The 20,306-nt window shown below is 62.0% G+C and carries 21 protein-coding genes; 10 read left to right on the forward strand and 11 right to left on the reverse strand.

The window, feature by feature from the left end; genetic code table 11:
* The first annotated feature begins 25 nt into the window (after nucleotides 1-25).
* The 7 genes from AC1MLZ_RS20475 to AC1MLZ_RS20505 all read left to right on the forward strand — a co-directional run bounded on the left by AC1MLZ_RS20475 (nucleotide 26) and on the right by AC1MLZ_RS20505 (nucleotide 7,662).
* Complete coding sequence (locus AC1MLZ_RS20475; RefSeq protein ID WP_480961826.1) at nucleotides 26-3,973, forward strand: Eco57I restriction-modification methylase domain-containing protein; 3,948 nt, start codon at nucleotides 26-28, stop codon at nucleotides 3,971-3,973.
* Complete coding sequence (locus AC1MLZ_RS20480) at nucleotides 3,970-4,503, forward strand: hypothetical protein (protein WP_480961827.1); 534 nt, start codon at nucleotides 3,970-3,972, stop codon at nucleotides 4,501-4,503. The genes AC1MLZ_RS20475 and AC1MLZ_RS20480 overlap by 4 nt, the downstream gene beginning before the upstream one ends.
* Nucleotides 4,497-5,018, forward strand: coding sequence for a hypothetical protein (locus AC1MLZ_RS20485; protein WP_480961828.1), 522 nt, complete (start codon nucleotides 4,497-4,499; stop codon nucleotides 5,016-5,018). Before AC1MLZ_RS20480 ends, AC1MLZ_RS20485 begins: the two co-directional genes overlap by 7 nt.
* Entirely contained in the window at nucleotides 5,015-5,788 is a 774-nt protein-coding gene (locus AC1MLZ_RS20490) for an HNH endonuclease (protein ID WP_480961829.1), read from the forward strand. Before AC1MLZ_RS20485 ends, AC1MLZ_RS20490 begins: the two co-directional genes overlap by 4 nt.
* A 326-nt stretch (nucleotides 5,789-6,114) precedes the next feature.
* Nucleotides 6,115-6,795, forward strand: a complete 681-nt coding sequence (locus tag AC1MLZ_RS20495; protein ID WP_480961830.1) for a recombinase family protein — start codon at nucleotides 6,115-6,117, stop codon at nucleotides 6,793-6,795.
* 190 nt (nucleotides 6,796-6,985) lie between these two features.
* Nucleotides 6,986-7,279, forward strand: a complete 294-nt coding sequence (locus tag AC1MLZ_RS20500; RefSeq protein WP_480961831.1) for an AbrB/MazE/SpoVT family DNA-binding domain-containing protein — start codon at nucleotides 6,986-6,988, stop codon at nucleotides 7,277-7,279.
* Nucleotides 7,276-7,662, forward strand: coding sequence for a type II toxin-antitoxin system VapC family toxin (locus AC1MLZ_RS20505; protein WP_480961832.1), 387 nt, complete (start codon nucleotides 7,276-7,278; stop codon nucleotides 7,660-7,662). Before AC1MLZ_RS20500 ends, AC1MLZ_RS20505 begins: the two co-directional genes overlap by 4 nt.
* Before the next feature lie 189 nt (nucleotides 7,663-7,851).
* Here the strand turns inward: AC1MLZ_RS20505 and AC1MLZ_RS20510 are convergent, their stop codons facing one another.
* Entirely contained in the window at nucleotides 7,852-9,054 is a 1,203-nt protein-coding gene (locus AC1MLZ_RS20510) for an alpha/beta fold hydrolase (protein ID WP_480961833.1), read from the reverse strand.
* A 188-nt stretch (nucleotides 9,055-9,242) separates the two neighbouring features.
* On the opposite strand from AC1MLZ_RS20510, the gene AC1MLZ_RS20515 reads away from it, so the two are divergent.
* The gene (locus AC1MLZ_RS20515; protein ID WP_480961834.1) at nucleotides 9,243-10,379 is read left to right on the forward strand and encodes a DJ-1/PfpI family protein; all 1,137 of its coding nucleotides are present in this window, start codon (nucleotides 9,243-9,245) and stop codon (nucleotides 10,377-10,379) included.
* A 12-nt stretch (nucleotides 10,380-10,391) separates the two neighbouring features.
* Here the strand turns inward: AC1MLZ_RS20515 and AC1MLZ_RS20520 are convergent, their stop codons facing one another.
* The gene (locus tag AC1MLZ_RS20520) at nucleotides 10,392-11,363 is read right to left on the reverse strand and encodes a GlxA family transcriptional regulator (RefSeq protein ID WP_480961932.1); all 972 of its coding nucleotides are present in this window, start codon (nucleotides 11,361-11,363) and stop codon (nucleotides 10,392-10,394) included.
* A gap of 88 nt (nucleotides 11,364-11,451) precedes the next feature.
* Here AC1MLZ_RS20520 and AC1MLZ_RS20525 point away from each other — a divergent pair, with 88 nt between their 5' ends.
* Nucleotides 11,452-12,000: a cysteine hydrolase family protein gene (locus AC1MLZ_RS20525; protein WP_480961835.1), complete on the forward strand. Its 549-nt coding sequence runs from the start codon at nucleotides 11,452-11,454 to the stop codon at nucleotides 11,998-12,000.
* Nucleotides 12,001-12,054: 54 nt separating this feature from the next.
* Here the strand turns inward: AC1MLZ_RS20525 and AC1MLZ_RS20530 are convergent, their stop codons facing one another.
* A complete protein-coding gene (locus tag AC1MLZ_RS20530) occupies nucleotides 12,055-12,390 on the reverse strand; it encodes an STN domain-containing protein (protein WP_056067004.1) in 336 nt (111 codons plus the stop codon).
* 816 nt (nucleotides 12,391-13,206) lie between these two features.
* On the opposite strand from AC1MLZ_RS20530, the gene AC1MLZ_RS20535 reads away from it, so the two are divergent.
* Nucleotides 13,207-14,190, forward strand: a complete 984-nt coding sequence (locus AC1MLZ_RS20535) for a GlxA family transcriptional regulator (RefSeq protein ID WP_480961836.1) — start codon at nucleotides 13,207-13,209, stop codon at nucleotides 14,188-14,190.
* A 171-nt stretch (nucleotides 14,191-14,361) separates the two neighbouring features.
* Here AC1MLZ_RS20535 and copM read toward each other — a convergent pair whose 3' ends face one another.
* Genes copM through AC1MLZ_RS20575 form a run of 8 tightly spaced genes read right to left on the reverse strand, consistent with a single transcriptional unit; the run spans nucleotide 14,362 to nucleotide 20,275 of the window.
* Nucleotides 14,362-14,769: a CopM family metallochaperone gene (gene copM, locus AC1MLZ_RS20540; protein ID WP_480961837.1), complete on the reverse strand. Its 408-nt coding sequence runs from the start codon at nucleotides 14,767-14,769 to the stop codon at nucleotides 14,362-14,364.
* Nucleotides 14,770-14,828: 59 nt separating this feature from the next.
* Complete coding sequence (locus AC1MLZ_RS20545) at nucleotides 14,829-15,515, reverse strand: ZIP family metal transporter (protein ID WP_480961838.1); 687 nt, start codon at nucleotides 15,513-15,515, stop codon at nucleotides 14,829-14,831.
* A complete protein-coding gene (locus tag AC1MLZ_RS20550) occupies nucleotides 15,503-15,871 on the reverse strand; it encodes a hypothetical protein (protein WP_480961839.1) in 369 nt (122 codons plus the stop codon). Before AC1MLZ_RS20550 ends, AC1MLZ_RS20545 begins: the two co-directional genes overlap by 13 nt.
* Nucleotides 15,872-15,903: 32 nt before the next feature.
* Complete coding sequence (gene fliE / locus AC1MLZ_RS20555) at nucleotides 15,904-16,260, reverse strand: flagellar hook-basal body complex protein FliE (RefSeq protein ID WP_480961840.1); 357 nt, start codon at nucleotides 16,258-16,260, stop codon at nucleotides 15,904-15,906.
* Nucleotides 16,261-16,319: 59 nt separating this feature from the next.
* Nucleotides 16,320-18,803, reverse strand: a complete 2,484-nt coding sequence (locus AC1MLZ_RS20560) for a heavy metal translocating P-type ATPase (protein WP_480961841.1) — start codon at nucleotides 18,801-18,803, stop codon at nucleotides 16,320-16,322.
* Entirely contained in the window at nucleotides 18,796-19,413 is a 618-nt protein-coding gene (locus AC1MLZ_RS20565) for a cation efflux transmembrane domain-containing protein (protein WP_151989670.1), read from the reverse strand. Before AC1MLZ_RS20565 ends, AC1MLZ_RS20560 begins: the two co-directional genes overlap by 8 nt.
* Nucleotides 19,410-19,781, reverse strand: a complete 372-nt coding sequence (locus AC1MLZ_RS20570; RefSeq protein ID WP_084214887.1) for a hypothetical protein — start codon at nucleotides 19,779-19,781, stop codon at nucleotides 19,410-19,412. Before AC1MLZ_RS20570 ends, AC1MLZ_RS20565 begins: the two co-directional genes overlap by 4 nt.
* On the reverse strand, nucleotides 19,778-20,275 hold the full coding sequence (locus AC1MLZ_RS20575) for an SRPBCC domain-containing protein (RefSeq protein WP_052148875.1): 498 nt from the start codon (nucleotides 20,273-20,275) through the stop codon (nucleotides 19,778-19,780). The genes AC1MLZ_RS20570 and AC1MLZ_RS20575 overlap by 4 nt, the downstream gene beginning before the upstream one ends.
* Between the last annotated feature and the right edge of the window lie 31 nt (nucleotides 20,276-20,306).

Raw genomic sequence — 20,306 nt, forward strand, 5'->3', positions numbered from 1 at the left:
CGCGAATTCTTCTCCGTTTGCCGCAATGACCGCGATGGGCGCCCTCATCGCGCCGGCACAACTCGCCCGGATCGCTGCAGCTGAACATAAGGACCAGACCGCCGCCGACTATGGCATCCCCAAGGGGCTATCCCTTCGTGATGAACTGGCGCGCTACTTCCGCATCGGTCAGGCTCAGTGGCGCGCCTTTAATTCCGCCACCGCCCCCGGTCTCGACGCCACCGCGCGCTTCATCGAAACGCTGCTGAGGGACATCCTTGGCTTTGACGACATCGCTCGGCGCCAGGTCGCCATGGACGTCAGCGGCCGCACCTTCCCGATCGCGCTCACTGCCGGCAACATCCCCATCGTCACCGCGCCGTCCGCTGATTCTATTGATCGCGCCTCTGATGCGCTCAGCGCGCCCGGCCGCCGCCGCTCCGCGGCGACGCTGGTGCAGGAATATCTCAACGCTGAACCGGCCGCACTTTGGGGACTAGCAAGCAACGGCCGGTTTCTTCGTCTCATCCGCGACAATCCTAGCCTCACCCGGCCCGCCTTCATCGAGTTCGATCTCAGCGCCATCTTCGATGATGAAGCTTATGCCGATTTCGCCGCGCTGTTCTTGCTGCTTCACCGCAGCCGTTTTGCCGCAAATGATGCCAATTGCGCGCTCGAACTTTGGCGCAACGATGGCGCCAAGGCTGGTACCGTCGCCCGAGACAAACTGCGCGGCGGCGTCGAGGCGGCACTCGAACTTCTCGGCCAAGGTTTCCTTGAACACCCCGCCAACACAGATCTCGCGGGCAAGCTGCACTCCGGCGCCCTGCCCCTGCCCGATTATTACGCCGCTCTCCTCCGACTCGTTTACCGGCTGATCTTCCTGCTGGCGGCCGAGGACCGCAACCTCCTCCACCCCGCCGGGGCTACTGCCGCCGCGCGCCAGCTCTACGCCCGCGGCTACGCTGTCGGCCGGTTGCGCGATCGTGCCGTCCGCCGCGCCGCCTGGGATCGGCACCATGATGCATGGGAAGGCCTGTGCGTCGTCATGGACGCTCTCAGCCGCGGCGAGCCCCGCCTTGCCTTGCCGGCGCTCGGAGGCCTGTTCGATCGTGATAGCCTGACAGGCCTAGATAATGCCAAGCTGTCGAATGCTAAGCTGCTTGAAGCCATTTACCGGCTCGCCTGGTTGCGAGAAGCCTCCGGCCCGGTGCCGGTCAACTGGCGCGACATGGAATCCGAAGAACTCGGCTCAGTCTATGAAGGCCTGCTCGAACTTGTTCCGCGGCTCGAACGCGGCGGTGCCGTCTTCACCTTCGCCACCGAAGCTGCCGAAACCAAGGGCAACGCCCGCAAGGTCTCCGGCAGCTACTACACGCCGGACAGCCTGGTTCAGGCGCTACTCGATTCCGCCCTCACCCCGTTGCTGGACGCAACAGAAGCCGGCTCCGAAGATCCCGTCGCGGCGCTGCTCGCCCTGCGCGTCGTCGATCCTGCCTGCGGCTCCGGCCACTTCCTCCTCGCCGCCGCCCGGCGCATCGCGGCGCGGGTCGCCGCCGCCCGCACCGGCGGCGCGCCGTCGCCGGATGATTACCGCCACGCTCTGCGCGATGTCATGGGTTCCTGCATTCACGGCGTCGATCGCAACCCGATGGCCGTCGAACTGACCAAGGTAGCGCTGTGGATCGAAAGCGTCGAGCCTGGCAAGCCGCTCGGTCTGCTCGATACCAACATCCGCTGCGGCGATGCCCTGCTCGGCCTCGATGATCTCAGCGTCCTCGAAAAGGGTATCCCCGATGCCGCTTATGCGCCGTTGACCGGCGACGACAAGGCGACAGCTCGTGGCCTGCTGGTGCTCAACCGCGCCGAACGTGACCGGCCCTTGCTGTCGGCCGCCATCCGCCCGGCGCGTCTGGCGCGCGAGGCGGCAAAGGTCGCCGCCATGCAGACCGATACGCTTGCCGAGGTTGAGGCCAAGCGCAATGCGCACGCCGCGCTGTCCAATTCTCCCGAGGGCTGGAGCTTGCGCCGCGCCGCCGATGCCTGGGTTGCGGCGTTTCTGGCGCCCAAGCCAGCGATGGCAACCTCGGTGGAAAAGTCGTTGGTGCCCACGACCCGCCACGTCTGGGAAGCGCTTGGCGGTCGGCCGCCGCAGGGACCGATCGCCGGCGCCATAGATGCACTCGCCTTCGCCGCGCGTATTTTCCACTGGCCACTTGAGTTCCCAGCGATCCTCGCCGGCGACAATCCTGGTTTCGATCTGGTGATCGGCAATCCACCATGGGAGGTTATGCAATTGGGAGAGGAAGAGTATTTCGCTCAGCGATTACCCGAGATTGCCGAACTTCCTGGCGCCGCACGGAAGCGGGCGATAGCTGCACTGGAGGCGGAAGCGCCACTGGCCTTTGCACAATATCAGATGGCAAAGCGCATTTTTGACGCGAGCAATGTGTTCGCAAGGCAATCTGGTCGCTTCGACATGACCGCACGCGGCAAAATCAACACCTATGGCCTGTTTGCCGAAAACTTCAGCCGGCTCGCCGGGCAGCGTGGACGTGCCGGCGTGATTGTCCCAACGGGCATCGCCACGGATGCGACTACCGCACCGTTCTTCGCGCAGCTTGTTGCAGGAAATCGCATCACAGCGCTTTTTTCGTTCGAGAACGAAGAGATGGTGTTCCCTGGTATCCACCACGCCATGAAGTTCTGCATGCTATCGCTACGGCCGGCAGGGAGCACCTTACCGACTGATTTTGTTTTCTACGCCCGACAAACTGCTGCACTGCTCGAACCGCAACGCCGCTTCACACTTACTCCGGTCCAGATCGCCGCCATCAACCCCAATACCAAGACCGTTCCAGTGTTCCGCGCCCGCGCGGACGCCGATCTTACCGCGCAAATCTACGGCCGAGTGCCAGTCTTTATCGACGGGAGTAAGGGAGCCGCTGGCAATCCATGGGGAGTAGAATTCCGCCAAGGCCTTTTCAATATGACCAGCGATTCCGGCCTTTTCCGCACGGCGGCGCAACTCGCCACCGCCGGCATAGACCGAGACGGCAGCGACTGGCGCCTGCCGGAGCGTCTGGCCCCGCTTCCCGGTGCGCTGGCGCTTGCCAGCGGCCGCGACGCCGCCACTCTGGCGCTCGAGGAACTTTCGCCCGCAGCCGCCACTGCGCCCGATGGCACCTATATTCCACTCTATGAAGCAAAGCTGATCCACCAGTTCGATCATCGCTGGGCCACTTATGCGCAAGGAGTCGGTGGGGGTGACGACGACGGCAGCCGCGAAGCTACCGTATTCGAAAAGGCCGACCCCGGCTTTGAACCAACCCCGCGTTATTGGGTCTCAACATCAGATACTGCCGCCCGCCTTGCCGCGAAAGGTTGGAAGCACAACTGGCTATTGTCGAGCCGAATGATTTCGCCAGCAACTAATGAACGAACGCTGATCGCCGGCTTTATGCCGGCGGTCGGCATTGGACACAGCGCTGCTGTATGGCTGCCAGATGGGCAGATTGTTGAGAAGATTGCGGCTCTTTTGGGAAATTTGAATTCACTGATGCTTGATTATGTAGTTCGCCAAAAGGTTGGCGGCTCGAACTTAAACTTCTTCCATATTGAGCAATTTCCCGTACTCCCGCCCTCCACATACACGCCCATCGATCTCTCGTTTATCGTCCCCCGCGTCCTCGAACTTACTTACACCAGCCACGCCATGGCCCCGTTAGCGCGCGATCTCGGCTTCACCGGCCCGCCCTTCGGTTGGGACGATGCTCGCCGCGCTCAGCTCCGCGCCGAGCTCGATGCCTGGTACGCGCGCGCCTATGGCCTGACCCGCGACCAGCTCCGCTACATCCTCAACCCCGCCGACGTGATGGGCGCCGACTACCCAAGCGAAACCTTCCGCGTCCTCAAAAAGAACGACATCGCCAAACACGGCGACTACCGCACCGCCCGCCTAACGTTGGCGGCATGGGATGCTCAGGCTCGATGATATGGCGCTGGCTCGCGGGACGCCTGCAGCCACATTTGGCTACAACATCTTCTGCCGTCGTCTTTAGCAATCCCGCGGCAGAAGTAGTGGTGCCCGCGCCGGCACCACGGGCGTCCGATGAGCAAGTTGCCGATAGCGAGCCGACGCCAGAACGGCTTCGCGAGCTGATGGGGCAGGCCCTCTCGATCCCCACACCAAAAGTCATTCTGACATTCGTGGACTTCGCCCATCGGCTTCGCCACATGGGTCCGTACAACATCCTCATGGTGTTCACGCAGCGTCCGGGCGCAAAAGCCATCGCATCGCGCGACGACTGGGCTAGGGTTGGCCAGACTGTCCGCGCTGACGCCATCCCTATCCTGATCCTCAGGCCGAGGGGGCCAATCACGCAGGTTTTCGAACTGCTCGGTACCTGGCCTTCACAAGAGCGCGACCCACGATCCGACGCGCTCGCCGCTACAGGCGCCTACGACCCGACCCGCCTTGCATTGGCAATCGCCACATTCAAGGGTGGCAACGCAAATTGCTAGTCGACGACGCCTTGGCGGAATTCGGCGCCAATCTCGCCGGGAGGATCACTAGCTATGGCTTTAAGAGCCCAGGCTCTGAAGAAGCGGAGTTGCTCGGGGCGACCGATCCGCGCGCGGCCATCACGCGACATGGCTCGGTCAAATGGAGCATCAAGCTGAATGCACGGATGACCCCGGTTGAGCAGTTTGCGACGCTAATGCACGATCTCGGTCACCTGTGCTGTAGTCAAGTCGGCGGATTTTATCGAGAGACCCCAGAGACCGATGAAGATGGTTGGCCGGACCGAAGCAATGTTCCCCATGCCGCCAAGAATATCGAAGCAGAACTGGTCGCGTGGCATCTGTGCGACCGCGAAGGCCTTGTCACGGGATCGCCGATCTATCTGAAGCATCATCTTAACCATGCCGAGAAGAACGGCTCACTCGCGAAGGTCAAGCTTGATCGAGTCATCCGAGCGATCGCTCGCATAAGGGGTCACATCGGCGATCCGAAACCGCAGGCGGTGGCCAAATGACTATTGTTTTTCAATCCCCTCCCGGATCTATCGTGCGGACCCTTGCGCAGAAGGCGGCATGGGACCGCGGCTTTAGCGTCGAGCTTGCGGTCCAGGGCCCATGGCTCGGATTTGCCTCATCAACGGTGCCCGGTCACATATGGATATCCGGCGCGCCACCGCATGGCCCGTTCGCACTCTCAGTAACGCATGCCGGCGTCGCTGCCGATCTCGCAGCCACCTACCCGCTCCGCGGGCCGTCAGGGCCCGGAGCGACGTCAATCTTGCTTTTAGACGATGAAGAGTTGACCCAAGCGGTCGACCGCGCCTGGAAACTAGCCGGCAGTTTGCCGCCGACGCCGCTGGCTGCTTTCGAAGCCGCGACCGCAACCTTGCCGCGTACAACCGAGGCCGAGCGTCTCGTCATTCAACGTATTGGTCAGGATAAATTTCGTGATGCCCTGATGCTATACTGGGACGGCCGCTGTCCCCTGACGGGCATTAGTGATCCAGCGTTGCTTCGGGCATCGCATATCATTCCGTGGGCAGAATGCGCCAACGATGCTGAACGCCTCGACGTAACTAATGGGCTGCTGCTCTCCTCTCTTTGGGATGCAGCATTCGATGCGCATTTGGTAACATTTAATGACGACGGGTCAGCTGTTGCAGCGCCGAGATTGAGCCCGGCTGCTGCGTCTGCCTTGGCAATATCTTCGACACCTAGGCTCCACCGATTGGGCAGTGATCACAAGGCCCGCCTGTTTCGGCACCGCACCCGAGCTTTACTATAAGCCTGACCCCAACCCTTGGCTCCCGCCGGCCAGGATTGTCGAGCACGAGACTAACCATCAGTTGCAGCCGGCGTCGTGCATCCTGGAAAGTGCTTGAAGGAGCAGGCGGTTGCCCGGCTCGGTTTAGCCGTGCTCGACCAAGCACCGTGCTGCGAGATCGGATTACTTGGGGCATCTCACCCGGTCAGCCATGTTATCAACAGCACGTACGACGGGTGCGTTTTGAGTATGCCTTTCGCAGACCTCTCAATATGTGGTACTTTAATCCGGCCCTGACGGCGTAAAAAGGACTAGACTAATAAGCACCACATATAGCAGACTACGGGATGTTCATCCGAGCCTATCTTCGCGCGTCTACCTCCGAACAGGACGCGTCGCGCGCCAAGCGTGCCCTCGATGTGTTCGCGGCCGAGCACGGGCTTCGGATTGCGGCCCGCTATGTCGAAAACGAAAGCGGAGCCAAGCTTCACCGGCCAGAGCTGTTCCGCCTGCTATCGGATTGCGAGCCAGGAGATGTGCTCCTGGTCGAGCAGGTTGATCGGCTTTCCCGCCTCACCTCACCAGACTGGATCAAGCTGCGTAATCTAATCGACGCCAAGCAGGTCCGGGTTGTTGCACTCGACCTGCCGACGTCGTGGATACTGACGGCACCGACGGATGAGTTCACCGGCCGAATGTTCGCAGCGGTCAACGCCATGATGTTGGACGTACTCGCCGCGGTTGCTCGTAAAGATTATGAGGATCGCCGTCGTCGACAAGCCGAAGGCACCGCAAAAGCCAAGGCAGCGGGGCTTTATAAGGGGCGTCCCGAGAACAAGACCCGCAACGCTGCGATCTCGAGCCTTCTCCGCGATGGCCGAAGCTGGCGCGATATAATGGATGCGATTGGGTGCAGTCGAACACTGCTCGCCAAGATCGCTCGTGATCGCCGTCGACAGGCAGAGGCTGACGCAGCAATGTCAGACGCGCACCCCAAATGTGTTCAGGCAGACTCTAGACCGTCATAATGAGGTGTCCGATTTCTCTGCTACCGACCCTGATTGAACGGGTTTTGTGTACCAAAGCCCATGCTCACTCAGGGTATACCCAGACAGACAGATCGGGAGTGATAGATTAGGCCCGGTGTCAGAGCTCGTATTGTGTCGCATCCCTTAAAGTGGCACATGTTCCTTAGAAGCATTGAGGAGGAGCACCGCGATGGCTACGCAATCCATAGACGTTAAAGTTGCCAGTAACGGTCGGATGATTCTGCCAGCATCGGTTCGCAAGGCGATGGGGCTTCACGGAGATGCGAAGGTCATTTTGACGCTTGAGGACGATCAGGTCCGCCTGTCGCCGATCGGTCACGGGGTTTCTCGCGCTCAGGCGCTTTATCGAGAGCATGCCAAGCAGGCCCGAACAATCGACGACTTCCTATCTGATCGCAAGAGAGAAGCCGTCACCGAGGCAGGCGAGTCTTCGCATTCGGACCGGCACGGAGATCCGGCATGACATCTGTTGTAATGGATGCATCTGCGGTGCTGGCGCTGGTTCGGGATGAACCAGGCGCCGACAAGGTCACACCTCACGTCGGACGAGCAGCGATTTCCGCCGTCAACCTGCAGGAGGTTATCAAGGAACTCCTGCTTGGTGGTTTGGGCGCAGCCACCATCCGCGAGATCCTAGACGAGCTTCGTCTCGATGTACGTCCTCACGATGTGGAGGCCGCGTATGCGGCCGCTGAGCTGCACACTCAAACGAAGGAGTTTGGGCGCGGCCTTGGTGATCGCTCCTGTCTAGCGCTTGCGATCCTACTTGGCGTTCCCGCCCTCACCGCAGATCGCGAGTGGAAGAAGGTAAAGGCCAAAGGGCTCAAGATGGAGCATATCCGCTAGCAGCCGTCGCCAAAACCGGTCAGCTAAGGATTCCCGTTTTCCCGTGTCGTTTAGGCAATTTCGAGAAAATCGATTTGGGAACAGATTTTGAGAAAAAGGCACCCAACAGTAGTGCTTGCAGGGCGTTGAACTGGGGATTCCCCACTCGACCTTGGTTTACGGGAAAGGCGACTTCGCCGCTTCAGATGCTTAGGCAGCGATTAGATCGGCAAGTGTCGCAGGTTGTTCGTTATGCACAAAATGACCAGCGTCCGGCACGGTCACCAGCTTGCCACCGATGGCAACGACAGCAGCAATCTGTTCGGGACTAGTGACATGGTCGCCGGCCCCGCGGACCAGCAGTGTCTTGCCCCTCCACTCAGCTAGCCGTGTCAGCATCGGTGCGTAGAAGTCCGGCGATTGCATCAACGCCATGCCGGGTACTTGCCCTTGTTCCCACCGTTCCCTCGACAAGCCGGATCGCGCCGCTAGTCGGGACAACATGCCGAAATTCTTCCGCTGGGCAACGTAGAGTTCCTGTCGGCGTTCGCCGAGGCCCGACATGGCCTTGCTCATTGCTTCCACGAAGCCGGGACCGACCGTGGTTGCCGGATCGGCGAGCCGATTGGCAGCAAGTGCCGATGTAGGATCATTACCGTTCAACAGCTGTGCGGTTGATGCCGACAGCCAATGGAGCGAGCTTGCGGCGTCGTAGGCCGGGCTCTCCAGCGTCAGGCGGGTGACGCGATCTGGATAGGCCAGCGCGTAGTGCAGAGCGATCATTCCGCCGAAGCTATGCCCAATTACTTGCCAACGATCGATCCCGAGCTTCATCCGCAGCGTTTCAAAATCTGCAACGATATCAGCAACGCTAACCTTGGCAGTCTTCGGGATCGGGTCCGAACGGAGCACTCCACGCTGATCGACGGTTATGAGCCGAACCCTGCCAGCGAGCGCTGGCTTCATAGCATCCTCAAAATCCAGTGCTCCCGCTCCTGGGCCGCCGTGCATGTAGACGGCGACCGGCGCGTTTCGTGATCCGCTTTGATCGACCCACAGTCGTGTTCCGTTGACTGAGATCAACGCTCCGCTGGCAGAGGTTGCTGCCACACTCGCCGTCGCGTTGAGCAGGGGCGCGGCGAGGATGCCGGCCACGACGTCGCGTCTTCTGATCATCTCGCATTCCTTCTGTCGTTCGCGTGCCGACTTATGACTACGACTTCGAGACCAACCCCCCGATTTAACAACCAGTAAAGTATGCTCAATGAGCAGCAAGGGTCGCGTTCCCAAAACATCACATTGGTACGTTACGGAAAAGCCGCTGCATTCTGTTTTCTCGATCCTTTTCGGGAAACGCGGCAGCTGCCCAATGTCGGCTATCGCCACCCGCCTTCCCGAAAGCAGTCGGTCCATTTTCCTTCCAACCCGGACATCCACCGACAGCGGATACCCCCGCCGCACAGCTATCGACAGCGCGGGGGGCCGCAGAAGGTTGCCATTGCCAAGCATCCTCTGCATGGCCGAAATCCGGCGATAGACGTCCTTTACGCCATGGCGCCCCTGGAAGACACGTGGCGAACACATCGACACGCAAGGTTACCATGCACATCACCAATCGAAGGACGGCCATCATTTCTGCCGCGGTAACCCTTGCCGGAATGGCGCTGGGAGGCAGAGCAAGCGCGGGAAAGGCCATGATGACTTCTGGCATCTTCGACGCTTCCAAGAACCCCAAACCGGAAAAGATACCGCCCTATCAGCCGCGGTTCGGTCGTACGAAGCCTCTCGTCGCGGTCGTCGGTCTGAACGAAGGCACGATCATCAGCGACTTTTGCATCCCGTTCGGCGTGATGGCACGCTCGGGCGTGGCCGATGTCATGTCGGTGTCAGTCAAACCCGGCCCCGTAAAGATGCAACCGCTCACCTTCCAGCTCCAGGCCACCGTTGCCGAGTTCGACAGGCGGCATCCCGAGGGTGCCGACTACATTTTCGTGCCGGCAGTAGAGAACGACAGCGATCCCAACCTGCTGGCATGGATCAAGGCGCAGGCCGGCAAGGGCTGCACGGTCATCAGCATCTGCTACGGCGCGATGGCTGTTGCCAATACCGGTCTGTTCGATGGTCACCGGGCGACCTCGCATTACAGTAACGAGGGGTTCCGCGCGAAGCGCTTCCCAAAGGTGATATGGCAGAAGAACATCCGCTACGTCGCCGACGGAAAGGTTGTTTCCAGCGCCGGAGTCAGCGCATCGATGCCGACGTCTATCGCGCTGGTCGAGGCGATCGCCGGCGCTGCTAAGGCTGCGCAGGTCGCTCGCGACGTTGGCATCGACGACTGGAGTTCTCGCCATAACAGCGACGCATTCCAGTCCGATCCCGGCAATGCAGACATGCCTGCCCGTAATGCGCGACCCGACGTCACGCTGGGTATCCCGGTCAAGACGGGCGACGACGAGATCGCACTCGCGGTGACGGCCGAAGCTTACAGTCGGACGGGCAACACCTTCGGTTATGCCGTGGGCCCGAGCAAGGCACCAGTGCGGTTGGCGCACGGCCTGGTTGTATTGCCTGACATGGTTGCTGGCACGGCGAAGGTCAGTCGTATGCTGGCGCCGCTCGAAGCTCAGCAAGCGACCCGCGCGCTGGATATCGCGCTGGCGGATATCACGAAGACTTACGGCCCGAAGGCCGCCCGCAACGTCGCGCTGTTCATGGAATATCCCGGCAAGATCGAGTGATCACGCACAGCGTCAGGCCGCAGTCCCCTTCCCCGAAGAGAACCGCCGCCGATAGTCGGATGGGGACAAGCCAACGATGCGGTTAAAGACCTTTCGGAACGCGCTCGGATCGGTGTAGCCGACCTCCCACCCGACCTGATCGGCGGTCAGGCCCGTCTCGCGCAGCTTCGTTTTGGCGTTGGCGACCCGCAGGCGCTGCCAATACTCAGTGGTGGTGTGGCCAGTCGCCTTTTGGAAGCGGCGCAGGAACGTTCGGTCCTCCAAACCGGCCTTGGCCGCCAGCGTCGCGACCTCGACGATCTTGCCGTCTGTCTCGTGCAGGAAGTCCTGCGCTTTCGAGATCGCATCGTCCTTGTGCCCGGTATGGGGGCGAAACCCGCTGTAATAGCTTTGCTCCCGACCCGGCGGGTCGATCAGGAAGCTGCCGGCGATCTCCATCATTACCGCATCTCCGACGAAGCGCTGGATGATCGTCAGGCACAAGTCCGTCCACGCCATCACCCCGCCCGCGGTGATGATGTCGCCGTCGTCGATGACGATGCGGTCTGTATCGATCCTCGCCCGTGGAAACTGAGCGCGGAAGCGGTCCTCGTACGTCCAGTGCGTCGTGACGGTCCGACTGTCGAACAGACCTGTCGCCCCGAGCACGAACGCGCCCGAGCAGATCGAGGTCAGTACCGCGCCATCGGCATGTCGCTCCTGCAGCCAGCGCGTCACCGCCGGGTTCGCATCGTCGCGCGGGCCGCCCAACGCAGGCGGCAGGATGCAGATCGATGGCGTCGTGCGGCAAGATTCCGATGAGTGGACGCGAGTCAGCTCGCCTTCCTTACCCGCAGACGCCCAGTGGCTGATGACCAGGACGGGAGAGCCGTCGTGACCCGGCATCGCCCGTGCCGCGCGATCGGCCGCAACCAGCACGTCCGTCATTCCCAGCACTGCCGCCTGCTGCGCGTCGTCGTAAATCAGAATGGCAATCTCGATCATGGCGTAATCGACCCGGTCTTTGTCACTACCGCCACTGATATAACGCTTCTTCCCGCGGTAGACATGCTTAGCCAACATGGAGGCAAGAATGACCAAGCGCGCATTGATCGTCATCGATCTGCAGAATGAATATGAGGCCAACGGCAAGCTGCCGCTAGAAAAGCTGGATCAGGCGGTTACGAACGCGACGCGCGTGATCGGTGCGGCGCGCGACGGCCACGAGACGATCGTTCATATCCGCCACGAGACGCCCGGTTCAGACGACGCCCCCTTTGCGGTCGGCACGAACGGCACGAGAATCATCGAGGCCGTCGCGCCAATCGATGGCGAGACCGTGCTGACCAAGCATTACCCGAACGCGTTCCGCGACACCGGCCTGAAGGTGCTACTCGACGAAGCGGGCGTCGAGGACGTCCTGATCGTCAGCGCGATGAGCCACATGTGCATCGACGCGACCGCCCGCGCGGCGTTTGACTTCGGCTACGGCGTGACGGTCGTCGGCGACGCCTGCGCGACCCGCGCCCTGTCAAATGACGGGGTCGAGGTGCCCGCCGAACAGGTGCATACCGCGTTCATGGCCGCGCTTGCCTTTGCCTATGGCTCGGTGGTGTCCACCGCCGACCTGTTGTCTGCCTGAACCAGGCCGTGCTGGTCGATGACCAGCACGGGAACAGGCGGGACGATGACCGTGTTACTTGCTCACCGAAAAGCCGCCATGAATGGACGTGCTTCTGAGGGGCGTACCCCGCAACATGCGCGCGAGTGCCTGGCCAGGAGTCAGGCGCCCTTTGGCCGGTGCGGTCTTCATGGTCCGGGTGGGGCGGCCCCTCACCTGATCTGTGTCGATAGACACCGGGCAGCGCGTGATGCTGGTGAACTTGGCGAGCGCCTTGTCGAGCGTCATGGGCGCGATCGCTATCCGAATGCGATCATTCTGACAGTCGTAGAAGCTGGCATCCTGCGCGCTGGCGGGATGTGACAGGAGTGCGGCGAAACCAAAGGTCGCCGAAAGCAGGAACGTGCGCATGAAATCTCCGTGTGTCGATGGCAGGTGCGAGGTAGAGGCGTTCGTCTGGATGGCAGGGGGATTAGTGGCTGTGCTGAGCGATGATCGGGCCGACCATGCCCTAAGCTGTTTCCAGTATCTGCGCTGATGCAATCCCCTCCGTGGCTCTACGGGAAGCGGATGTGGGTCATATTCGACCGCAAACTTCGCTGGCTCGCGAACCGGGCGGCGAATAGAACAAGAATATGCACCCGACGCGACGAACCGAGGCGATACGGTGTTAAGATCTATGATCTTGGGAGGGGCACGTAGTCTGATGTCCTATTCGGAAGTACGTCAATTACCTCACTGACCTTAGCTGCGACAAGATGCTCTTCTATCAGATCAACCTCTTTTAGAATCTGCGTTAGCCGCTCACGAATGTCGCTTAAATGGTCGGTCATTGATCGAGCTCCGATGAGAACGATGTGCATTAATGTCTTGGAGGCCTTTTATCGGAATGATCATCTAACTATTGTGGCATTCCGGATTCGAAGGCGACGTCGGGTGTTTGGCGCTGTCTGGACCTTCATCGGCATGACGCCGGGTTCGGCATGGTTGCCGCATGGAGCGGACCCATACACTTGAGATGTAGCGAAGCGAGCAGGCCTTCGTGTGAGGTAACTTTCATGGATGAATACGCAGGGATAGCCGCGTCGGGACTCCCATGATCTACGCGTCCCCGACACGAGACTGTAGGGCATTGATCCCTCGATTTCGGCCATCGGCTGATTTTGCGGATGCGCCTGACAGCAACCGGCCTAGGAAGTGATTTCAGCAGCTTCAGGACGGAGTGCCATGTCAGCGTCATTCGCCTTCTACCTGTGCGAAGGCTTCCAACTACTGGACCTAGCCGGGCCAACGGCGGCTCTTACCGCGGCGAACCGCCTGTTGGGGTCTGAGCACTACCGGATCGAACTTGTCTCCCAAGGCGGGGGTGTTGTTCCGGGTGACGCAGGCCTCGGACTGATGACGCGTCCTGCAGTATCATCGACGGCCGAGACGCTCGTTGTGGTTGGCGGCAGGGTCGAGCCGATGCTGGAGGCGGACAACATCGCAGGAATCCGCCAGGCATCTGCCGGAGCTTCGAGTATCGCGAGCATCTGCACCGGAGCCTTCCTGCTCGCCGCTGCCGGCTACTTGGACCGTAAACGGGCGACGACCCACTGGCAATTTGCGCAGAGATTGCAGTATCTGTACCCGCAGGTGACGGTCGATGCAGACCGGATTTTCATCAACGATGGCGCGATCTGGACGTCAGCTGGCATGACCGCTGGTATTGACCTGATACTGGCGCGGATTGAAGTCGATCATGGCGCAGAACTCGCCAAGGCGGTCTCGCGCGAACTCGTCGTTTATCATCGCCGACCAGGTGGGCAATCGCAGTATGCAGCGATTTCTCAGATGGAACCGCAGACCGACCGCATCCGCAAGGCGCTGACCTATGTTCGCGACCATATCTCCGAACCATTGCCAATCGAGCGGCTTGCCGAGGCCGCATGCTTAAGTATCCGCCAATTCGCCCGCCTGTTTCGGAAGGAAACAGGTGAAACCCCGGCGCGCGCGGTCGAGCGTCTGCGTTGCGAAGCTGCACGCATCCGTCTTCGCGATAACAATGAAAGCGTCGGGACCGTCGCTCGCCTCGTTGGGTTCGCGGATGCCGAGCGCATGCGGTGCGCATTTTTACGCAGCTACGGTCATCCTCCCCAGACACAACGCCGGCTTGATCAACCGTTGGTGCGGGGCGGTGACGGATACACCTGCTGGCCACCCATCATGTAAAACATCGTTGCCGCACACTGGCGCGCCGTTCACGCCATTCCAAATTTGTAGAGTCATGCGTCAGAATAGCTGCTCGCATCGAACTTCTGTCACGCCATCACCCCATCGGACCCCGAGGGGCGGAGGGTGCGAGGGGTAGCGCAGCATTATCGAAATGGCTGCGAGCCGTCATCAAGAGCCCTTTCCAGCAGCTTGCCGTTCGGCAAGCCAAGTCTGCATCGTCGCGATCTCGGCCTGTTGGTTGCGAATCACCTCCTCCGCCATCGCCCGAATTTTTGGATCGGTGCCGGTGGCGATCTCGGCGCGCGCCATCTCCACTGCACCTTCGTGATGGGGGATCATGCCGCGCAGGAAATCGGTGTCCGGATCGCCCGTCGATGGCATGACCATGCTTGTCTTGTCGTGCGGAGGGTTCGCCCCATGCATCTCACCTTTGGCGTTCTGCATATTCGATCCGTGGATCACATCGGCCGATTCCGGTTCGTTTGAGGTGAACTGGTATGGAGGCTTCCCAGCGGAACAGGCGGACAGGGCTATAGCGACGCTGGGAATAAGCCAGCGCGCCTTGATGATCGACATTCTTGTCTCCTTATTGAAATGGTCGGTTCCCGGATCGGCCCCGCGTGAACGATGCCCCCTCACAGTGCGATCTCCTCGATGAGAAGAAGCGTCAGGAAGCCGACGAAGAACATCGCGCTTATGAGCGGCGTGTCCGGCTTCTCGTGCGCTTCGGCTAGCAACTCTTCGGTGACGAGGAACAGGAGTGCCATGAGACCGAAGCTCAGGAAGCCCGCGACCACGGGAGGCGACAGGCCAGCGACCGGGATCGCCAGCAGCGCGCCGATCGGCAGCAGCAGCGCGAGTCCCGCCACGGTAAGGATGATCCTGAGTTTAGAGGTGATGGTTTCCGCGAGTTCCGTCGTCAGCGTCACGCCGAGGAACAGCACCTCCAGCGTGAGCGCGACGGTGAGCAGAACGCCCGCCTTGGCGCCGGCGACGAACGCAAGGCCCAGCACCAATCCGTCGACGACGATGTCGATCCCGACCGCGGATATCAGTGTAACAGGTCCAGCCGCGCGGGCTTCGTATGCTTTCAGTCCCAGCATGACCGCGACCCCGACCGATCCGCCGATGAACGTCGCCAGCGGCGACCCGGCGTGCAGGACCTGAGGCAGGATCTCGGTCGCCGCAGCGGCGAACACGACACCGGCCGCGAGGTGCTGCATGGCCGAGATGAACGCGTCACTCGGCCTGCGCCACGTCGCGAACGCACCGCCCAGGATAACCGCGAGGACCGGAATGATGGTATAGCTCAGCGCCAGCATGATTTCCCCCTGAACGACAAATGTTCGTTGCCACCCTTTTGCCCGATCCGCTCGAGGTGGAGCAGATCCTTGCCGATCGCGACCGTCAATCTTCCATCGACTGCGCGCGCACGTCCGCGTGGCACGCTCAGCGTCTCACGGTCCTCGGGCGTTGAACCGACCAGATCGACAACGAAGCTGTCGGCACTCAACCCGGTTAGGATCGATGATCCATCCTCACAGGTGAAGACATGCATCTGCATCTTGGAACCGGGCGCCGAGGTGTTGTGCGCCTCGCCATCGGCATCCGCATCGGGGGACGAGCACGCCGCGGCGAGCAAAGCGACCAGCACCACGCCCGCACGCCGGACGAACACGCTCCCGGGCAGGATCCTACTTCTGATCTGCGTCATCCGAGTGGAATGCTCATGATGTCCCTGTAGGCCGACAGGAGCTTGTTCCTGACCTGAAGCGTCGCCTCGAATGACACAGAAGCGCGGTTCTGCATCAACGCCACGGTGGCGATGTCAGTGGTTTCGCCCCGCTCGTAGCGCTCGGTGGCCACGTCCTCCGCTTCCTGCGCTTCGTTCACCTTGCCGACGATGTTCTTGAGGGTGTCCCCGAATGTCGCGGGCGCTTCGGTCCGCGGCACGGCCGCAGCTGCACCCGGCGCCGCAGCAGGCGACGCCAGGCGGTTGAGCGTTTGACTGCGTGCGAGGATCTGCGCACGGACGGCCAGGACGCCGGAGACGGTGGTATCGGACATCGCAAACGGTCCTTTCTAACCTGCGGAGACCGCATCCGATGGACGCGGTCTCCGGGGCATCAGGCGGTCCGCGTCGCGGCGAACCGATCGCGATAGGCGAGCAGCCGCAACGCGTTCACGACGACGAGCAACGTCGACCCTTCGTGCATGGCGACGGCTGCCCCGATCCCGAGACCGAAGATCGTCGCGGGAACCAGGATCGCCACCACGCCCAGACTGACGAAGACGTTCTGCCGTATGATCGATCGGGTCTGCCGCGACAGGCCGACCGCAAACGGAAGATGCGCGAGATCGTCCGCCATCAGCGCCACGTCGGCAGTCTCCAGCGCGACGTCGGAGCCTGCCGCGCCCATCGCGATCCCGACGGTCGCATTCGCCATCGCTGGCGCGTCGTTCACGCCGTCGCCGACCATCGCCACCTTGCCGTCGCTGCGCAGCTTCTTGATCGCCTCGACCTTGTCTTCCGGCATCAGGTCGCCCCATGCCTCGTCGATACCGACCTCGCGGGCGATCGCCTCGGCGACGGTCTGATTGTCGCCCGAGATCATGATCATGCGCTTGATGCCGAGCGTGCGCAGCGTCGCAAGCGTCGCCTTGGCTGCCGCACGGGGCGTATCCATCAGCCCGATCACGCCCAGATCGACGTCACCGCGTCGCACGACCATCGTCGTCCGCCCGCCCGCGCGGAGCCGTTCGACCGCAGCCATCGTCTCTTCCGCCAATGCAGCGAGACCGTCCTTACCGAACATCTCGGCCTTGCCGATCGTGACGGGATCGCCCTCGAGCGTCGCGCGGACGCCGCGGCCGGTCAGGCTTTCCAGATCGCTCGCCTGCGGCAGCGTGGCGTCGTTCAGGCGTGTCCTGCCGTCCTTGACGATCGCCGCGGCAAGGGGGTGATCGCTCAGCGCTTCCACGGCGACGGCCGTGGTAAGAAGCCGGTCGTCGGCTATCCCCGCCATCGCGACGACATCGGTGATCCGGGGCTGGCCTTCTGTCAGCGTACCGGTCTTGTCAAAGGCGATAGCTGTGAGCGAACCGAGGTTCTCCAGCGGCCCGCCGCCCTTCACCAGCACCCCGCCGCGGGCAGCGCGGGCGACACCCGACAGCACGGCGCTCGGCGTCGCGATCGCCAGCGCGCAAGGGCTGGCGGCGACGAGGACCGCCATCGAGCGGTAGAAGCTGTCGCGGAAGGGTTCATCGATGACGACCCACGCAAACAGGAGCAGGACGGCCAGGCCCAGCACTACCGGCACGAACACGCGCTCGAACCGGTCGGTCATGCGCTGCGTCGGCGACTTCTGCGTTTCGGCTTCGCTGACCATCTTCACGACCTTGGCGAGCGCGCTCTCGGTCGACAGCCGCGTGACCTCAATCTCGATGGCGCCGCTGCCGTTGATGGTGCCGGCAAACACGCGACTGGCAGCGTCGACGCGGTCGGGATTGGCCCGCGCCTGGTCCGTATCGGTGACTGCGGTCTTGTCGACCGGGATACTTTCGCCCGTCACTGGCGCTTGGTTGATGCTGCTCGAACCCAGCGTCACGAAGCCGTCGGCGGGTAACCGTGCATCGGGTTTGACTACGACGATGTCGCCGACTACCAGCGTGTCAACGGATATCTCGCTGATCTTGCCTTCGCGGCGGACAAGGGCGGTTTTCGGTGCCAGCTCGGCCAAGGCCTCGATCGCCCGCTTGGCGCGACCCATCGCATAATGTTCGAGCGCGTGGCCGAAGCTGAACAGGAACAGCAGCAACGCGCCTTCCGCCCAAGCGCCCAGCGCGGCCGCACCCGCTGCGGCGACCAACATCAGCGTGTCGATCTCGAACCGGCGCATTCGCAGATTGTCGATCGCTTCGCGGACGGTGAAGAATCCACCTAGAACGTAGGCGATCAGGTAGCAGGCTAGCGGCAGCCACGATGGCGCCTCGGCGACCAGCTTCTCGATCGCGAAGCCAATGCCGAGGACGGCACCGCAGCCCAATGCGAAGAACAGCTCGGTATTCGGCCCCAGGATGCCGCCATGATTGTGATTATGCCCCTCCTTGCCATGGTCGTGCTCGCCGGGGGCATGGTCATGGCCGGCGTGATCGTCGCTAACGGCCTGCGGGACGGCTATGTCGCGTTCGAGGACGGCGCCGCGGATCATGGTTTCGTTGGTGCGTTCTCGGTCGAACTCGACCCGCACTCTGCCACTCGCAGCTACCTCAGCCTCCAGAACGCCGGACAGGGCCTTCAATCGATCGCCAAGGGTACGCGCGCGCCGTTGATGCATGGCCCCGATGTCGAACATCGCGTGACCGTAGCGCACACCGATTTGCGCGCCCGCGCCGGTCGCGACCTCGCGAATACGCGATAGCGTAAGCTGGTCTGGATCATAATGGATGCACAATTGGGCGGGCGTCTCGCCAATGGCGGGAACGACGTGCGCTTCACTGACGCCCTCGCGGTCCGTCAGCCGCTGGACCAGCCGCGCGACGCAGGCGTCCGCGGCATCCGGCACGTCGGGCAGGACGACGGCGAGGTCGATCTTGGTCTTCTCAGCCATTCTGATTGTCCTTGGTTTTGCGCGCGTCCTGTTTCGCGTCGCGCAGGATCTTGATGCCGCCCCACAATTGGATGGCGGCCGTCGCCAGCCCAACCACGAGGTCCGGCCAGTTCATGCCCAGCCACATGACGAGGACGCCGGCGATCACGATGCCGCCGTTCGAGATGAAGTCGTTAAGGCTGAAGGTCGTCGCCGCGCGCAGGTTGACGTCCTTGTTCTCCAGCTTCTGCAGGAGGCGCAGGCATAGATAATTGATGATGCCCGCCACGATCGACATCCCGATCATGGTCGGGCCGATCGGGTCGCTGCCCTGCGCAAAGCGGCGCGCGACATCGATGAGGACGGCGACTGCGAACAGGAGCAGCATGATGCCGGACACCCCGGCCGCAAGCTGCTTCCAGCGTGCACCGCGCGTCAGCGCGACGAGGCTAAGCCCGTAGACCGCGGCATCGGAGCCGTTGTCGAGACCATTGGCGATCAGCGCGCTGGAATCGCCAATCAGTCCCGTGGCGACGAACGCCAAGGCGAGTCCGGCATTGAGGATCAGGACGATCCAGAGCGTACGTCGCTGGCGATCCGTTGTGCTGGCACTCAGAGTGGGATCGCTCATAACCGGGTTGCCTTCTGGCAAAGTACCGGGCGTTTGCCAGGTGCCTCGATCTTGATCTGGTTGCCGGAGAAGGTCGCGGTCTCCGCATCGCCGACATATTGGAGGCCTTGCAGCGGTGCGGTCAGAACGGCCGCAGGTGCTTTCGCATCGCGTCGTAACTCGACCGTGAGCCCCTGATCCTTGAAGTCGACCAGGAGCGTCTTGTTATCGTCGCATCGATAGGGGTGACGCCCAGGTGCCCTGCTGGCCACGGCGCTGTCCGCGGCGTGGATCTCCTGTTCGGTCGGGGGGCCCTTCTGCGGCTGCTCGGAACAGCCGGCCAATATCAGTACGGCGCCCAGGCCCAAGCCAACATGATACATCGTCATCGCTGCCTCCGTTGATTTCGCGCGCCGATGCGCGCAGTTCCAGTCCGGCTGTTCGGAACCGGGACCGCCGACAGGCGGCGAAGCTGGCGATCCAGGCACCTGTCCGACTGCACGAGGCTCGTCTGGAGCCTGCGGCGCATCAGGGCCCAGAGCGGACGACCGAAGATGCCTGAGAAGCGCAGACTATGGCGCAGGCGGGTTCCGGCGGGATCGCTTTCCAGCGCATAGGCTTCCTCGAACATCAGGAACCTGGCCACGCCGGCCGTCCACGCGAACGCTAGCGGTTTGTCGGCGCGGATGATGTCCGCCTTGGCCGTCATGGACTTGTCGAGCCCGCCAATGCGGAACGTGTAATCGGCATCGCCACCGCAGACCGCAGCGCCGGAAAGCTGGATAAACGGCTTCCATTGCGTGTGACCGGCAAAGTCGGTGAGGACGGTCCAGACGCGTAGCGGTGAAGCATTGAGCGTCGTCACATTGTCGATCGTCATCATGGGCGAACCTCCTTCCATGGAGTGAAGCCTG

This window comes from Sphingomonas sp. PEI4 (assembly GCF_056679955.1).

Bases quoted from the DNA above. Each gene is read 5' to 3' on its own strand.
- AC1MLZ_RS20475 (WP_480961826.1), top strand. From the start codon at position 26: ATGACCGCGATGGGCGCCCTCATCGCGCCGGCACAACTCGCCCGGATC.
- AC1MLZ_RS20480 (WP_480961827.1), top strand. From the start codon at position 3,970: ATGATATGGCGCTGGCTCGCGGGACGCCTGCAGCCACATTTGGCTACA.
- AC1MLZ_RS20490 (WP_480961829.1), top strand. From the start codon at position 5,015: ATGACTATTGTTTTTCAATCCCCTCCCGGATCTATCGTGCGGACCCTT.
- AC1MLZ_RS20495 (WP_480961830.1), top strand. From the start codon at position 6,115: ATGTTCATCCGAGCCTATCTTCGCGCGTCTACCTCCGAACAGGACGCG.
- AC1MLZ_RS20500 (WP_480961831.1), top strand. From the start codon at position 6,986: ATGGCTACGCAATCCATAGACGTTAAAGTTGCCAGTAACGGTCGGATG.
- AC1MLZ_RS20505 (WP_480961832.1), top strand. From the start codon at position 7,276: ATGACATCTGTTGTAATGGATGCATCTGCGGTGCTGGCGCTGGTTCGG.
- AC1MLZ_RS20510 (WP_480961833.1), bottom strand. From the start codon at position 9,054: ATGGACCGACTGCTTTCGGGAAGGCGGGTGGCGATAGCCGACATTGGG.
- AC1MLZ_RS20515 (WP_480961834.1), top strand. From the start codon at position 9,243: ATGCACATCACCAATCGAAGGACGGCCATCATTTCTGCCGCGGTAACC.
- AC1MLZ_RS20520 (WP_480961932.1), bottom strand. From the start codon at position 11,363: ATGATCGAGATTGCCATTCTGATTTACGACGACGCGCAGCAGGCGGCA.
- AC1MLZ_RS20525 (WP_480961835.1), top strand. From the start codon at position 11,452: ATGACCAAGCGCGCATTGATCGTCATCGATCTGCAGAATGAATATGAG.
- AC1MLZ_RS20530 (WP_056067004.1), bottom strand. From the start codon at position 12,390: ATGCGCACGTTCCTGCTTTCGGCGACCTTTGGTTTCGCCGCACTCCTG.
- AC1MLZ_RS20535 (WP_480961836.1), top strand. From the start codon at position 13,207: ATGTCAGCGTCATTCGCCTTCTACCTGTGCGAAGGCTTCCAACTACTG.
- copM (WP_480961837.1), bottom strand. From the start codon at position 14,769: ATGTCGATCATCAAGGCGCGCTGGCTTATTCCCAGCGTCGCTATAGCC.
- AC1MLZ_RS20545 (WP_480961838.1), bottom strand. From the start codon at position 15,515: ATGCTGGCGCTGAGCTATACCATCATTCCGGTCCTCGCGGTTATCCTG.
- fliE (WP_480961840.1), bottom strand. From the start codon at position 16,260: ATGTCCGATACCACCGTCTCCGGCGTCCTGGCCGTCCGTGCGCAGATC.
- AC1MLZ_RS20560 (WP_480961841.1), bottom strand. From the start codon at position 18,803: ATGGCTGAGAAGACCAAGATCGACCTCGCCGTCGTCCTGCCCGACGTG.
- AC1MLZ_RS20565 (WP_151989670.1), bottom strand. From the start codon at position 19,413: ATGAGCGATCCCACTCTGAGTGCCAGCACAACGGATCGCCAGCGACGT.
- AC1MLZ_RS20570 (WP_084214887.1), bottom strand. From the start codon at position 19,781: ATGACGATGTATCATGTTGGCTTGGGCCTGGGCGCCGTACTGATATTG.
- AC1MLZ_RS20575 (WP_052148875.1), bottom strand. From the start codon at position 20,275: ATGATGACGATCGACAATGTGACGACGCTCAATGCTTCACCGCTACGC.